Source organism: Nostoc paludosum FACHB-159 (assembly GCF_014698835.1).
In the GTDB taxonomy this organism is placed as follows: Bacteria; Cyanobacteriota; Cyanobacteriia; order Cyanobacteriales; family Nostocaceae; genus Nostoc; species Nostoc paludosum.
This window is the reverse complement of the sequence record NZ_JACJTU010000010.1, coordinates 38,546-53,220: the sequence shown is the minus strand read 5'-3', so window position 1 is coordinate 53,220 and position 14,675 is coordinate 38,546. Positions and strand designations below refer to the sequence as shown.

At 42.4% G+C, this 14,675-nt stretch carries 12 protein-coding genes; 4 read left to right on the top strand and 8 right to left on the bottom strand.

Annotated features, from left to right (window positions below):
• Window positions 1-186: 186 nt before the first annotated feature.
• From H6H03_RS12510 to pilM, 5 genes are all read right to left on the bottom strand, one after another.
• Entirely contained in the window at window positions 187-429 is a 243-nt protein-coding gene (locus H6H03_RS12510; protein ID WP_190955426.1) for a DUF2281 domain-containing protein, read from the bottom strand.
• A 163-nt stretch (window positions 430-592) separates the two neighbouring features.
• Entirely contained in the window at window positions 593-2,920 is a 2,328-nt protein-coding gene (locus H6H03_RS12505) for an AMIN domain-containing protein (protein ID WP_190955425.1), read from the bottom strand.
• A 284-nt stretch (window positions 2,921-3,204) separates the two neighbouring features.
• Window positions 3,205-3,972, bottom strand: coding sequence for a pilus assembly protein PilO (locus tag H6H03_RS12500; RefSeq protein ID WP_190955424.1), 768 nt, complete (start codon window positions 3,970-3,972; stop codon window positions 3,205-3,207).
• Window positions 3,969-4,745: a PilN domain-containing protein gene (locus H6H03_RS12495; RefSeq protein ID WP_190955562.1), complete on the bottom strand. Its 777-nt coding sequence runs from the start codon at window positions 4,743-4,745 to the stop codon at window positions 3,969-3,971. The genes H6H03_RS12500 and H6H03_RS12495 overlap by 4 nt, the downstream gene beginning before the upstream one ends.
• Before the next feature lie 151 nt (window positions 4,746-4,896).
• Window positions 4,897-6,003: a type IV pilus assembly protein PilM gene (gene pilM / locus H6H03_RS12490; RefSeq protein ID WP_190955423.1), complete on the bottom strand. Its 1,107-nt coding sequence runs from the start codon at window positions 6,001-6,003 to the stop codon at window positions 4,897-4,899.
• Window positions 6,004-6,240: 237 nt separating this feature from the next.
• Between pilM and H6H03_RS12485 the strand changes: the two genes are divergently transcribed.
• Window positions 6,241-7,533 (top strand): ABC transporter substrate-binding protein, encoded by a 1,293-nt coding sequence (locus tag H6H03_RS12485; protein ID WP_190955422.1) that lies wholly within the window; start codon window positions 6,241-6,243, stop codon window positions 7,531-7,533.
• Window positions 7,534-7,569: 36 nt separating this feature from the next.
• Here the strand turns inward: H6H03_RS12485 and H6H03_RS12480 are convergent, their stop codons facing one another.
• From H6H03_RS12480 to H6H03_RS12470, 3 genes are all read right to left on the bottom strand, one after another.
• Entirely contained in the window at window positions 7,570-8,868 is a 1,299-nt protein-coding gene (locus tag H6H03_RS12480; protein ID WP_190955421.1) for a bifunctional folylpolyglutamate synthase/dihydrofolate synthase, read from the bottom strand.
• 203 nt (window positions 8,869-9,071) lie between these two features.
• A complete protein-coding gene (locus tag H6H03_RS12475; RefSeq protein ID WP_096535012.1) occupies window positions 9,072-9,197 on the bottom strand; it encodes a photosystem II protein Y in 126 nt (41 codons plus the stop codon).
• 310 nt (window positions 9,198-9,507) lie between these two features.
• Window positions 9,508-10,035 carry a gamma carbonic anhydrase family protein gene (locus tag H6H03_RS12470; RefSeq protein ID WP_190955420.1) on the bottom strand — a complete coding sequence of 176 codons (528 nt, stop codon included), beginning with the start codon at window positions 10,033-10,035 and terminating at the stop codon, window positions 9,508-9,510.
• Window positions 10,036-10,338: 303 nt separating this feature from the next.
• On the opposite strand from H6H03_RS12470, the gene H6H03_RS12465 reads away from it, so the two are divergent.
• From H6H03_RS12465 to H6H03_RS12455, 3 genes are all read left to right on the top strand, one after another.
• Window positions 10,339-10,848 (top strand): TIGR02652 family protein, encoded by a 510-nt coding sequence (locus H6H03_RS12465; RefSeq protein ID WP_449289992.1) that lies wholly within the window; start codon window positions 10,339-10,341, stop codon window positions 10,846-10,848.
• A 200-nt stretch (window positions 10,849-11,048) separates the two neighbouring features.
• Window positions 11,049-11,477 (top strand): VOC family protein, encoded by a 429-nt coding sequence (locus H6H03_RS12460; protein WP_190955418.1) that lies wholly within the window; start codon window positions 11,049-11,051, stop codon window positions 11,475-11,477.
• A 321-nt stretch (window positions 11,478-11,798) separates the two neighbouring features.
• Window positions 11,799-14,561 carry a M16 family metallopeptidase gene (locus tag H6H03_RS12455; RefSeq protein WP_190955417.1) on the top strand — a complete coding sequence of 921 codons (2,763 nt, stop codon included), beginning with the start codon at window positions 11,799-11,801 and terminating at the stop codon, window positions 14,559-14,561.
• Window positions 14,562-14,675: the final 114 nt, after the last annotated feature.

The following is a 14,675-nucleotide window of genomic DNA, read 5'->3' as shown; positions in this document are numbered from 1 at the left end:
GATCGCGAACTAACTGGACTTGAGACTAAAGGCGATCGCCATGCAATAAAATCTTAGCAATTAATCAAAAATAGAGACTATATTATAGCAGTTCTCAATCACATAAGGTACATAAATTTGTAGGGGCGCATAGCTATGCGCCCCTACTGTGTAACTTACTAGAATGAAAAATACAATAAGTTATTTTCATTCTTCTCTACTCTGTAGCCCGCCTGTGCGACTGGCGAGTTCTTTTTCGATTTCATCTTCATCTAATAAATGTTTACCAGAAGCAACAATCCTAGTACGAATTTGCTGCAAACGTTCTCCCAAAGGATTTTTATTTACAGTGTTTTTCAAACTAAGGAATTCAATAAAATCTAAAACTTCTTCTTGTTTTTCCTCTGAAAGAGAATGCCACTTTGTTAATAACTCTTGTTCTCTACTCATTAGTATTTACCCACTACTATTACTACTTCTATTGTAATTAGGTATTTTTATTCTAGAATGACATTTAATTCTACTGGGGAACAAAAAGATCCCCGACTTCTTCTTTAAGAAGTCGGGGATCTGAGCTTTTGTTAAAAGTGACTCAGCTTGTACATTATCTTTCTTACTGACCACTGGGAAGCTTCAAGCCTCGACGCTCAAGCATTTGCCGAACCTGTGGGCTAGGAGTGTAATTATAACCGTAGGAGGAGTTCTCAGAATCATCCATAATTTGAGGTGTGAGCAACACAATTACCTCATTCCGTTGGTTGGATCTGTTTGTACTTCTAAACAGCGAACCAATCAAGGGAAGATCGCCTAAAATAGGAATCTTGGAGACAGTTGTTCGGTCTGAATCTTGAATAATCCCTGAGAGAATTAGCGTCTGACCATCACGTAAGCGAATCAAGCCAGAATTTAAAGAACGTTCAGACACCAAGAATATTGTTTGGTCATTACCTCCAACATTCAACACAGCGGAAGATTGGGGTGCTTTAACAACGGGAGCTACTGATAAAGAAACAAAACCATTGTCGTCAATTCGCTCAATTTTAACAGCTAGGGTTAAACCCACATCTGTCTTTTCCGCTGTAACCGTTTGTATAGAGGTACCATCACCACGAGTGGTTTCGCTCTTAACGTTTCCTATAACTTCCTGTGTCAGCTTGACATTAGCCTGCTGACCTTCTTGCACAATTAAGGTCGGGTCAGTCAAAATCTTAGCGTTACCGTTTGTAACCTGAGCTTGCAAGCTAGCAAGAAAGCGTCTGGGGAATTGATATAGTGTTGGCAATTCAAATGTATAGGTAGGAGGAGTTCCAGAACTGTTACCAGATGCTGGAGTTCCTGGGGTAAATGCTGTAATACCCGCTCTAGTAGGATCGGAGCTAACACCGGCAGTACCCGTAACTGCATTGGCATTTTGTGGGTTGTTCAGAAAAATATTCGAGCTACTAAGTGGATTAGCCGTTGTTGGTGTACTAGTTACACTATTTGCCACTTCAGCACCTGTAGCTGGTCTAGAACCACCAAAATTCAGAGTTGCCGCACCACCATCATTGCTAAAGTAGTTGTTTCCAACCCCAAAAGAAAAGCTAGTGTTGTAGTCTTGGGTATTCAAGAGGTTAACATCGATAATCTTGACGTTGACTACCACTTGACGACGGCGGATATCCAGCTGAGTTAGTTGAGCCATTGCCATCTCAACTAATCTAGGAGGCCCAATTAAAGTTAGAGAATTGGTGCGCTCGTCTCCTAATGCCTGTAAACCTCTGAGTAATGGGCTAGAGTCTGTAAAATTAACACGTTGAGTTTCAACTCTGCTTTCCGTGGTCGTCTGAGTTTGGGTGATAGGCGCAACTCCAGTTCCCACAGGAACAGCACTAACGCTGGTAACTTGTCGCTCACGACTGACAGCGCTTTCCGCCCCCAAGCCCACCAAGAAATTCAGGGCGACTCCGACTGATACCTGATTGAGTCTCAGACTACGCATAACCATGTCACGCGTCGCATTGGGTAGTTTTGGCCCTACGAACACTGTGCGACCACTGCGGTTAGCTTCTAAACCACTCAGGCGCAAAACGTAGTTAAACACATCTTGCACTGGCTCATTTTCAATATCTAACGAGATTGTTTGAGAGGTTGCTTGTCCACCAGCACCTTGCTGACCTTCACTTCCTGCATAAGCCAAATTCAAACCAGCCGCACGGGCAAGCAATGACAAAACTTCACGCACCGGTGCATCTCGTAGTACTAAACGGGGTACGCGTTCTTGTGTTGCTAAGTCGATGGTGCTAGGAGAAGCATCGGTGGCAGAAATCGCAATATCTCCCACTGGTGGGGCAACGGCTCTCGGTAAGAAAGGTGGAGCCTGACTCAGAGGTTGACCCGGCCCAGCTGCTTGTGCTGGTTGTCCGTCGATGGTGACTTGGGGGTTGGGAACGAGAACGTCTGGCTTTTGACCTGTTTGGGCGGGAGTAGAAGCAGGGGGCGCTGTCGCTGTGGATGTTGGCGGTGTTGGTGTTGGTGCTGATGCAGTGGTGCCAGCAGATGGGCTAAAGCTGAGTGTAATTCCATTTGGCGATCGCACTACCGGTTCGCTGCCAGGTACATTATTGCTGCCAGTTACCGTCACCCGAACACTATTAGCATCAAGTTGATTAACCTCTACCGAAGCAATTCCCGGTGCTGGATTATCTTGACGGAAAGTATTACCTTGTGGTAGGCGTAATTGAGTGTTAATAATGTCTGCAACTAAAGCCTTACCTCTTTTAGTAGTAAAAACTTGTGGGCGCGACCCTGAAGAAGTTTTTAAAACAACGCGAACTCCACCATTAGCTTGATTTAACTGTACATCAGTAACTTGAGCAATTTGCGCCCAAACTGGTTGAGCTGCCAAAAATACAAAAGCAGCAGTGCCTAATATAAGACTATTACCGTGAACCTGTTTCACAGTTCATTCCTCACCTAAATAAAACCTTGTTTAGAATCAATTTTTGAGTAGTTAGTTATGAGTGCTGAGTTTAAAAAATGAGAAGTTAGGAGTGAGGAGTTAGGAGTGAGGAGTGAGAAGTTAGGAGTTAGGAGTTAGGAGTGAGAAGTTAGGAGTTCATAGTAGCTTGTAACTCATAATTCATAACTCATAATTCATAATTCATAACTCATAACTCATAATTCATAACTCATAATTCATAACTCATAATTCATAACTCATAGTTCATAACTCATAATTCATAACTACTTTTTCGGGGCAGCTTTAGCTGCTGCGGCTGCTACTTGTTCTGGACTAAGTGGCATCAATACCTGTAATACGAATGATGTATTAATCCCTGGTGGCCCTACCTGCACGGGTGTTTTATCTGTTGGGGATCTTGACTCAGCTGGAGCTAAAGTTGATTGATAATCTTTAACTATCAACAAAGGCTGTAAACGCTCAATATTACGAATTATCGATTGCGTTTGTTCATAGGTTCCCGTAATTTCGGCACTGATACTACTGCGTTGCAGCTTACCGTCAACTAGTTTTCCTAGACTTCCATCGATTATCGGTTCTGGTTGTTGGGAAACTGGCAGAAACTTCTTGAGTTTGGCTCTGACTCCATTAATGGGAGTTTGAGCATTGCCAGATTCAACTAAGCGGTTCAAATCCAACAGCAATGTATCTAAACTTTTCTCATTAGCAAATAAGCCTAAAACTTGAATTTTTTGCTGTTTTGCCTGTGCTTGTTCCTCTTTAACTTTGTCAATCTGTTTGATATTAAGTTTCTTTTGGTCTATTTGCCCTTGGAGTTCCGAGACTTTTGCTTGCTGTTGCTGATAGCTTTCCCAAGCTGGCATCAACATATTTAATGCTATATAACCTGCTCCCGCTAAACCAATTACCCCTACCAAAATACCAATGATTTTTGGTGTGAAAGCTATGCCAAATAGTACCGGATGCGCTGGGGTTGCTGCGTCGAATTCTCCGGCTTGGTCGGCAAAATTTAAATCATCACTCAGCGTCATTTTGAAATGACTCCCGTTTGTTGCATACTACGAATTCGAGCTACTAGTCCCACTGTGCCTTTTTTCTCCAACTCCCGAATTAATTCCGAAGCAGGAACATCATTCATGGCAGATTGAATGGTGTATTTAACGACTTGTGGAGGCTTAATTGTTACACCAGGAGCTGATTGAGCTGCACCTGGTTTTATAGGAGCATCTACTAAGGTTGCCGTAATAATTCTGCTTTCTGAAGACTTCAAGAACTGGGACTGTTGCAAGCTCAATAAAAAATCATTGACATCGTTAAAAGAACGAGCCAATCCGGTAATTTCTAATCCTCCCGCTGGATTATTTGGGGGTTTACCTTCCGCCACAGCAATAGGTGGAATTTGCCGGATACTCTCAATTTGCACTGCTGCGGGAATGCGATCGCGTAAATCTTGCAGCATTGCTGACCAAGGCCGAATCTGATCGAATACAGTGACTAAAGCTTGGGTTTCCCCCTTAATTGCGGTCGTCTCGGCTTTGATTTTATTCAAGTTTCCGATTTCTGTATCTAGCCTCTTGCTTTCCTGATCTAGCTGTGCTATTGTGCCATCTAGCTCAACGATCTTCCCTTGCAACAACCACCAACCAACTCCCAATAAACTTGGCAAACCTAGACCAAGTGCAACTCCCACATATATTGGTGTTAAATTCCCTCCAGGAAGGCTAAGGGCTACTTTTCCCTTTTTCTCAGGCTTTTTCTGATATGCTGGGCGGTCTTTAAGAAAGTTCACATCCAAACTGTACATTTTCTCACACCAACTAGAGATAAATATTATGGTTTGAGAATTCTCAAACAGCGCGATCGTCAAAACAGACAATCCAAAATTTCACCAAAGTTTCAAAAGGGCGATCGTCAAAACAGACAATCCAAAATTTAAAATCTAAAATCCAAAATTATTACACCTCCCGCATTCCTAGACCAAGTACGACTGCCAACCCAGAACGTTGTACTTGTGGATATTTGTCACTGTCAACTTCCAAAGACAAAGCACCGATTGGATCTATTTGGACAGTTGGCAAGCTTAATCGTTGGGTAAAGAATTCATCAAGCTGTTGGAGTCCACCTCCAGGGCCAGCTAACAAAATCTGTGCTACTTCCAAATTTTCACTTTGATTGAGGTAAAAATCGATGGAACGGCGCAGTTCATCTGTTAGTTCGCCCAATACTCTCAATATCGCTGCCATACCAGGATTGAGTTCGGTGACGCCAGTTTTGCCGCCGTCTATGGGAGTTGGGGTAATGACCATCCCATATAACATTTCCATATCTCGTGATGCAGGTAAGCTCATTGCCCTAGCGAGGGCAGTTTGCATTTGATAAGTTCCTATGGGTACCGTGCGGGAAAATTGCGGTACGCCGTTAACGATGATGGCAATTTCTGTGCTGTCGAACTCTATATCAACTAGTACTGCTGCTTCTTGCGGGCCAAATTGTCGCAATTGGTCGCGAATAGTCCGAATGAGAGCAAAACTGTTAATTTCTAAAACATCGATTTGTAATCCTGCTTGCTCGAATGTACTGATATAGGTATCTGTTACCTCCTTGCGGGTGGCAACTAAGAGTACCTGTACTTTTTCAATGCCATCTTCATCTACAAAGTACCCAAGTTTCTGATAATCTACATCAGCTTCTTCACGAGGATAGGGTAAATACAGACCTGCTTCATGGTTTAGTACCATTTCCCGCAGTTCTTTGTCATCTAACTCTGCTGGCACCGGTATCAGACGGACGATAGAATCTCGCCCTGGTACACCGGTTGCAACATGAGAAGCTTTGATTTTGCTTTGGGCTAGCGCTTCTTGAATTAACTGCGCCATTGCTGGGGGGTCGGTGATTTGACCATCAGTAACTATACCTTCGGGAACCGCTACTGATGTTAAGGTTTCTATTTTCAAACCTTGACGCTGCTTGCGTAGCTGAACTACATTTATTCGTTCAGGAGCAAGTTCAATACCGATCCCTTTATTTGATTTGCCAAACAGACTATTGAAGCTTTTCACCACAGTTGTGCCCGCTGGACTGCTAAATTGAATTGGGTACTGGGGATTGGGGATTGGGTATTGGGTACTGGGTATTAGGGATTGAAAAATAGTATTTTTAATCTTATTCCCTAGTCCCCAATCCCTAGTCCCCAGTCCCCAGTCCCTAGTTATCTCTACTACTGGTAATTGATTTACCCTATAATCTCGTCAATTCTGCATAAGATTTTCACCACGAACAAGCGTAAAAATACTGGGAAGATGATTCAATTGCGAAAATTTAAACAACTTACTGCTTTAGTACTGCTTGGCTTGTTAACTAGTTGGATTGTAAGTTGTGGTACAGGTGGTACAAATACAAAACAAACTACTTCAGGAGTAGCAACTGTTGAGTTTTGGACGATGCAACTGCAACCTCAATTTACTGACTACTTTAAAAGCCTGATTACGAATTTTGAATCGCAAAATCAAGGTATAAAGGTTAACTGGGTCGATGTACCTTGGGCAGCAATGGAGAACAAAATATTAACAGCTGTCTCCGGAAAAACGCCACCTGATGTTGTTAACCTCAATCCCGGTTTTGCTTCCCAACTTGCGGGACGAAATGCTTGGTTAGATTTGGACACAAAGGTGCCAAATGATGTACGTTCCTCCTATCTACCGAATATCTGGAAGGCAAGCACGCTTAATGGTAAGAGTTTTGGAATTCCTTGGTATCTCACCACAAGGTTAACCATTTATAACACTGATTTATTAAAACAGGCAGGTATAAATAAAGTACCTACAACCTACGCAGAATTAGCACAAGCAGCGCAACAAATTAAAGATAAGACTGGGAAATATGCCTTTTTTGTGACATTTGTACCGCAAGATTCTGGAGAAGTGCTGGAATCTTTTGTGCAAATGGGAGTGACTTTAATAGATGACCAAGGTAAAGCCGCGTTTAATTCGCCACAAGGAAAAGCAGCGTTTCAATATTGGGTAGACTTGTATAAAAAAGGTTTGCTGCCTAAAGAGGCTTTGACCCAAGGACATCGACACGCGATCGATTTATACCAATCTGGAGAAACGGCTTTTCTAGCTTCTGGGCCAGAGTTTCTCAAAGCGATCGCTAATAATGCCCCGAAAATTGCTCAAGCTTCAGAAATAGCACCCCAACTCACCGGCGACACCGGCAAGAAAAATGTCGCAGTGATGAACATAGTTATTCCCCGTGACAGCAAACAACCAGACGCCGCCGTGAAGTTTGCTTTATTTGTCACCAATGACGAAAATCAGTTAGCCTTTGCAAAAGCGGCAAATGTTCTACCTTCTACAATCAAAGCATTGTCTGACAGCTACTTTAAAGATGTTCCAGCTAATGCTTCAACAATAGAAAAGGCGCGAGTTATCACTGCCAAACAACTGCAACAAGCAGAAATATTAACTCCTACTTTGAAGGATTCTAATAAATTGCAAAAGGCAATTTATGAGAACTTGCAAGCAGCGATGTTAGGCGAAAAAACAGTAGATAAAGCTGTAGAAGATGCCGCGCAACAGTGGGACAATAGATAAATTAATAATTCGTAATTCTTAATTCGTAATTCGTAATTATGATTTACGAATTATATTGGTGGCTGCTAAAAAATTTCCTACTAAATAAAGTGAACCACAGACAACGATTAAATCGTCTTTGGTGGCGGTTGAGGTTGCGGTTTCTAGGGCGGTGAATAAGTCTGGATGTATTTGGCGATCGCTTAATTGTGGACAGACGTTGTAAGCTAGATTGGCTAGTTCGTCTAAATTAGCAGAAGTTCGACCAGGCCAAGGTTCTACTGGTATTGGGACTAAAAAAAGGCGATCGCCTGGGCGCAATAAAGCAGCAAAAATATCGGCATGATCTTTATCAGCAAACATTCCCATTATCCAAGTTACGGGTTTGCGTTTTACTGCGTCTAAGCTATCAACATAGTGGGACAGAACTTCGGCTGCGGCTGTGTTATGGGCGCCATCAATTAGTAATTTATGGTTTTTCCAACTAGTCCATTGCATCCGCCCCGGCCATTTAGTTTTCGCCATGCCGTTAATTATGGCTGCTTCCGAAATCTGCCAACCTTGTTGTTGGAGAATCTCTAAAGCAGCTAAAGCCAAAGCTGAATTATTTAACTGAATTTGCCCCGCTAACGGCAAAGGATATTGTATAAATTTTGAATTTTGAATTGTTTCATACTCCGCCCAGCCTGTAGCGATTTGGCGGGCGGGTTGAGGCGTAAAAATGGGGCATTGTAATTCTAAAGCACGCGATCGCACCACGTTTTCGGCATCTGGTGGCAACTGTCCAACTACAACAGGACACCCCGGTTTGAGAATACCTGCTTTTTCTCTGGCAATGTCAGCAACGGTGGGGCCTAATTGTTGCCAGTGTTCCCGGCTGATGGAAGTGATAATCGTAACCAAAGGTTCCAAACAAACATTGGTAGCATCCAAGCGCCCCCCTAATCCCACTTCTACCACTGCGACATCGACTTTAGCTTGGGCAAAATATAACCAAGCTGCGGCGGTAATTACTTCAAATTGAGTTGGCGATGGTTCATTGGGAAGAATCGCAGTTTGTACTTGTTGGAATAATTGGTTTAATTCTTCAGAAGAAATTGGTTGTTCATTCAGACAAATACGTTCCGTCCAATCAACTAAATGGGGGGAAGTGTAGCGCCCTGTACGATAACCCGCCTCAGTAAGTACCGAGGAAAGATAAGCGCAAACTGAACCTTTGCCATTAGTGCCAGCAACGTGAATTACTGAGACATTGTGATGGGGATTGCCAAGATTCGCCAAGAGATTGACAATGCGATCGAGTCCGAGATGGACGCCAAAGCGTTGAAGAGGTTGAATTACAGAATCGATATCCACAAGGAGGTGAGTGGGGGATGAGGGGATGGGGAGATGGGGGGACAAATCAATTCAAAATTCAAAATTCAAAATTCACGCATTAAAGAACTTCTGCCTTCTGCCTTCAATGCCCAATGCCCAATGCCCCATGTTCAATATGAATAAAACCGACTGTCTTAATAAAAAGAAACAGTCGGTTGAAAATAAATGATATCAAGCCTAAGTTAGGCTTCTCTATCCAAAAAGCCTTGAATTTGTCTTAAAGCCGCAGCGCCAATATTAAACACTGCCCAGCCAGCGGCAATAGCAATTGGAGCTAAAACGATCGCTAAACGAAAATCGATATCCATATCTAGAACCCCTCTTTTAAGAAGAAATTAAAGTTTTGTCAACTGCTCTCATTTTTATTTTTAGCTGAAGTGGGCAATTTTTCCTAGCTTATATGTAAAGAATGTTTAAATTATTGGTATTGGGCATGGGGCATTGGGCATTGGGCATTGGGCATTGGGCATTGGGCATTGGGCATTGGGCGTTGGCAGTGGTGAGTGATGACTGTTAACTGTTGACTGAGGAGTTATTCTTCTTGTCTCCCTCATCTCCCCATGCCCTATGCCCTATGCCCCATGCCCCATGCCCCATGCCCGCCCCATGCCCCATGCCCTAATCCTTACCAAAGCCAATATCAGTACCTTTACCTGCATGAACTAAAGCTAACTTTTCGTAACGCTTGGCGTGTTCTATGAGTTCTGCGGCTTCAACTTCTGTTACTTGGCGTTGTACTTTGCCAGGAATACCGACAACCAGGGATAAGGGGGGTATATTTTTAGTGACTACTGCGCCGGCGCCAATAATGCTACCAGCACCCACTCTTACACCATCTAAAATCACTGCGCCAATGCCAATCAAACTTCCACGCTCAACGTAAGCAGAATGTACCACAGCACGATGCCCTATGGTCACATGATCTTCTATGATTGTGGGAAAACCAGGATCGCAATGTAAAATTGCGCCATCCTGAATATTCGTGCATTCGCCAATGTCAATGCGTTCAACATCTCCCCTAACTACTGCCCCGTACCAAATGCTTGCTCCTGCTGCTATATTTACCGAACCTATAACAACAGCGTTGCCTGCAATGAAGGCAGCTTGAGAAAAATCGACAGATGTCCAGTAAGAAGCGGTAGACACGATAGAATATTAATATGGTACCCAGGAACACTGGAGAAACTCCAACCTTTGAGGCTGGTTGCAAAACCAGGATATCACAGCATCAAGCCTCTAAATTGACGAGTGCTGAATGCTTAACGAAGTAGTAATGAGTGTTGAGTTACAGGAGAGTTTTTCATGAAAAACTTAAAAACTTATAACTCAGAACTTACTAGTTAAGTTAGCAGTGAGGAAATATCCCAAAGTGGTGGAGTCGAAGTGTATAACCCAACCTACTAGTGCCTAGTGCTGGTAAAGCAAAATTATGTTTGTACGCACTTCATGATGAATCCAGGCTTGCAGTACCCAATATTTGGCCCTGAAATACAGTGTCCCCACTGTCGCCAGACTATTCCGGCGTTGACACTAACAGATACCTATTTATGTCCGCGTCATGGCGCTTTTGAAGCTAACCCGAAAAATGGAGAGTTAATCCATTTACAATCTGGGCGTCACTGGCGGAGGTGGAATAATGAATGGTATAGACAGCATACTCATCCTGATGGTATCCGCTTTGAAATCCATGAAGCATTAGACAAGCTGTATACCCAAGGCTATCGAGCAACACGAGTTATTATTGCTCGACGCTATCAGGAATTGATGAGTGGCTACTTAGAACGCAGTACTCCTTGGCGGTCTGGACAGCCAGAAGCATCAGCCGCGCGACTCTACGGTTTACCCGTAGAGTTTAGTCCTGACTCTCCAGAAGATCCCTGCTGGGAAGTTATTAATTTTGACTTGGAAAAAGAACCTGGCGTCCCTGTACGCTACCCTTATTTCAGGTTATTTGAGTAAAGTTAGGAGTTAAAAGTTAGGAGTTAAAAGTTAGGAGTTAAGAGTTAAAAGTTAGGAGTTAAGAGTTAAAAGTTAGGAGTTAAATTGAATTCATAACTCATAACTACTAACTCACAAGTTATAACTACTAACCCACAACTCCTAACCCCTAACTGACAACTCCTAACTTTATTCATAACTGGCAACTTCTAACTTTTGTTATGCACCACGCTTCTATTCGGACGGCTAATATTCATCGAGCGATCGCTTTCTACGAACATTTGGGGTTTACAATTTCAGAACGCTTTACTACAGGCTACACGCTAGCTTGTTGGATGGAAGGATTAGGGGGCAGAATTGAACTGATCCAAATTCCTGAACCAAAACCAGCCGCAGATGCTTTTGCTGATGAACATTATGTGGGATATTATCATCTGTCTTTCGACTTAACTGAGATAACACCAAATTTACCTAGCTGGTTGACAAATTTACAAGAACGTGTATTGAAAACAGAAGAATTGGAACCGTTAAAGGTATTATTAGAACCGACACAACAGCAAATAGGCGATCGCATTTATGAAGTTGCTTTTATCGCCGATACTGATGGCTTACCTTTGGAATTTATTCGCGTTTTAGCAAAAGTTCCATAATTTAGTTTTTTTGATTAATTTTGTTGCTGATATAGCAGGCAAAAGGCAATAGGCAAAAGGCAAAGAAAGTCTGTGAATGTAGGAGTTTTGTGAGTGGTTTATAATATATTAAACTATGCTTGAGCTTTTATATATTTTTTATGGTGTTGTCGAGGAAAGAGATTTATTTGCCAAATTCAACTTATATCGTCCTGCAAAATAAGACTAATTTAAAAAATAAGTGTGACAGCTAAATTCAGAAAGCTATCTAATAGAAATAAAATCTAAAATCTAAATCTAAAATCTAAAATTATTAAGTCTTGGTTGCTAGTAAAAATAATAATGGCCTCAATACTGACAGAAAACGTCCGCAAGACACTACTGGAAAATGGTCTAATTGTCCTCACCAAAGAAGTGCATACTGCGCCAGTGGTAACGGTGCAGGTGTGGTATAAGATTGGTTCGCGCAACGAAGAACCGGGAGTCAATGGTATTGCTCACCAATTGGAACACATGATGTTTAAAGGCACAAAAAATCGTCCAATTCAATTTGGACGTTTGTTTAGTGCTTTGGGTAGCGACTCTAATGCTTTTACCAGCTATGACCAAACTGCATATTATGGTACTGTCGAACGAAGCAAGCTCAAAGCACTTTTGGTGCTGGAAGCCGACAGAATGCAAAATTCCCAGATTGAATTAGAGCAACTAGCAAGTGAAAAGCGGGTAGTAATTTCAGAATTGCAAGGTTACGAAAATAGTCCAGAATATCGCCTCAACCGCGCCGTAATGCAAGCAACGTTTCCCAATCATGCCTATGGATTGCCTGTAGGTGGTATGAAGGCAGATGTTGAAAAATTTGAACTTGAACAAGTAGAAAAATATTACCGCAATTTTTACACTCCTGATAACGCCGTTTTAGTAATTGTTGGAGATTTCCAAACTGCAAATACTTTGGAAATGGTTAAAGAAGTGTTTGGAGAATTAGGAAACAGCGCATTGGGCATTGGGCATGGGGCATTGAAAGATGAGGGGGACAAGGGAGACAAGGTAGACAAGGAAGAATTTTCTCCCCCCTCTGCTTCATTTCCCTCACTCCCCAGTCCGATAATATTGCGAGAACCAGGCGTAGGGAGTTTGTTACAGGCGGTTTATCCGTTACCAGATGTAAATCAACCGGATGTACCAGCGCTGGATGTGATGGATTATATTTTGACTGAAGGGCGAAATTCTCGTCTTTATCAGGCTTTGGTAGAATCAGGTCTGGCTCGTGAAGTTACAGCATCAGTTACCAGTTTGCGGGAATTTGGCTGGTATGAGGTGTTGGTGACCGCTGCATCTAAACAAGATTTGAAAAAAATTGACTCAGTGCTGAGTAGTGCGATCGCCAATGTAGCAAAAAAAGGTGTGACATTAGAAGAAGTGGAACGAGCCAAAACTCAATTAACAGCAGATGTCATTTTGAGTAACCGTGATATCACTTCTCAAGGAATGCAATTAGGTCATGATGAAACCACTGCTGATGACTATCGCTATACAGACCGCTATTTAGCAGCTGTGCGTTTGGTGAAGCCAACGGATGTTGTCGCTGTAATTAACAAATATTTGACAAAAGAAGCACGTACAGTCGGCTTTTTTGAACCAACTCAACAGCAAACAACAGAAGTTGCTGAGAAACCAGATTTAACCCAAACTACAGAAAATTTTTCTGCTGTTGCACCTGTGCTTGTTAGTGAAGTGGTGAAGTACTTACCAAATGTAGATTTGGTAACAGATGCGCCGCTTGCTGTCTTTGGCATTAGCGTTCGCGCAACGTCTCCTCAAGAAGCCGAAGACATCGCCCAAACACTACCACAGCAATTCCAATTTGACAACGGACTGCGACTATTATTGTTAAGCGATCGTAGCACTCCTACTGTTACCCTAAGCGGCTACATTCAAGCGGGAACAGAATTTGATTCAAATGAGCAAGCTGGACTGGCTGCTTTTGTGGCAGAAAATTTGCTTAGTGGCACAAAAACGAAGGATGCCTTAACAATTGCCAAAACCTTGGCAGAACGAGGTGCAAGTCTCGACTTTCATGCCTACCCTGAAGGTGTGCAGATTGAGGGTGATAGTCTAGCACCAGACTTGCTAATACTCATCGAAATTTTGGCAGATGTTCTCAAAAATAGTACATTTCCAGTCAAAGAATTAGAACTGCATCGCCAACAAACTTTAACAGATCTGCAAATAGAATTAGATGAACCGTCAGAAGTAGCTAAAAGAATATTTGTTCAGTCAATTTATCCGCAAAAACATCCCTTACACACCTTTCCTACAGAGAAGAGTTTACAGCGCATTAAACGCCAGGATGTTATTGATTTCAAAGTCAAACATTATCGTCCTGACACAACGGTGCTAGTACTAGTGGGAGATTTTGAGGTAGAGTCAGTGCGATCGCTCATCGAGTCGAAGTTTGCTGACTGGGAAGTTAGCACTAAACCACCGACCTTAAAATATCCTACAGTGTCGCTGCCAGAAAAAATAGTCAGTGTTAACCGAGTCTTAGCAGGTAAAGCCCAAGCTGTGACTTATATGGGTCATACTAGTATTAACCGTTACGATCCTCGGTTTTATGAAGTTTTGGTATTGAATCAAATTTTGGGAGGCGATACCTTATCCAGTAGACTAGGAACAGAAGTGCGCGATCGCCAAGGTTTGAGCTATGGAATTTATAGCTACTTCCTAGTCGGTAAAAATGCGGGGACATTTTTAATAGAAATGCAAACTAGTCCTGAAGATAGCACCAAAGCGATCGCCAGTACCCGTCAAATACTGCAACAAATCCATCAACAAGGCGTCACTGCGCTAGAAGTAGAAACAGCTAAACGCACCCTCATCGGCAACTATAATGTCTCCTTAGCAAATCCAGAGGAATTAACAGATACAATTCTGATGAATGAAGTTTACGGACTAAAACAAGTAGAATTGCACTCCTTTGCTCAAAAAATCCAGCAAGTCACCATTGAGGAAGTCAATCAAGCAGCGCGGGAGTTAATCCACCCAGATAAAATCGTAGTTGTCACTGCTGGGCCTGTTGTCTTGGCAAAGCAAAGTATTAGGTAATCAGTTCTCTTAATACAAGTTTGAAACAGATCCAAATCCAGAAACCCTTGTAAAATCTGGATTTCTTAATTTTGAATTTTGAATTCGTATAAGCGATGCTCTTTTTTGAGTCGT

Coding starts and splice junctions, on each gene's coding strand:
- H6H03_RS12475 (WP_096535012.1), bottom strand. CDS start 9,197: ATGGATATCGATTTTCGTTTAGCGATCGTTTTAGCTCCAATTGCTATT.
- H6H03_RS12455 (WP_190955417.1), top strand. CDS start 11,799: ATGGCCTCAATACTGACAGAAAACGTCCGCAAGACACTACTGGAAAAT.
- H6H03_RS12500 (WP_190955424.1), bottom strand. CDS start 3,972: ATGACGCTGAGTGATGATTTAAATTTTGCCGACCAAGCCGGAGAATTC.
- H6H03_RS12460 (WP_190955418.1), top strand. CDS start 11,049: ATGCACCACGCTTCTATTCGGACGGCTAATATTCATCGAGCGATCGCT.
- H6H03_RS12510 (WP_190955426.1), bottom strand. CDS start 429: ATGAGTAGAGAACAAGAGTTATTAACAAAGTGGCATTCTCTTTCAGAG.
- H6H03_RS12485 (WP_190955422.1), top strand. CDS start 6,241: ATGATTCAATTGCGAAAATTTAAACAACTTACTGCTTTAGTACTGCTT.
- H6H03_RS12495 (WP_190955562.1), bottom strand. CDS start 4,745: ATGTACAGTTTGGATGTGAACTTTCTTAAAGACCGCCCAGCATATCAG.
- H6H03_RS12465 (WP_449289992.1), top strand. CDS start 10,339: ATGAATCCAGGCTTGCAGTACCCAATATTTGGCCCTGAAATACAGTGT.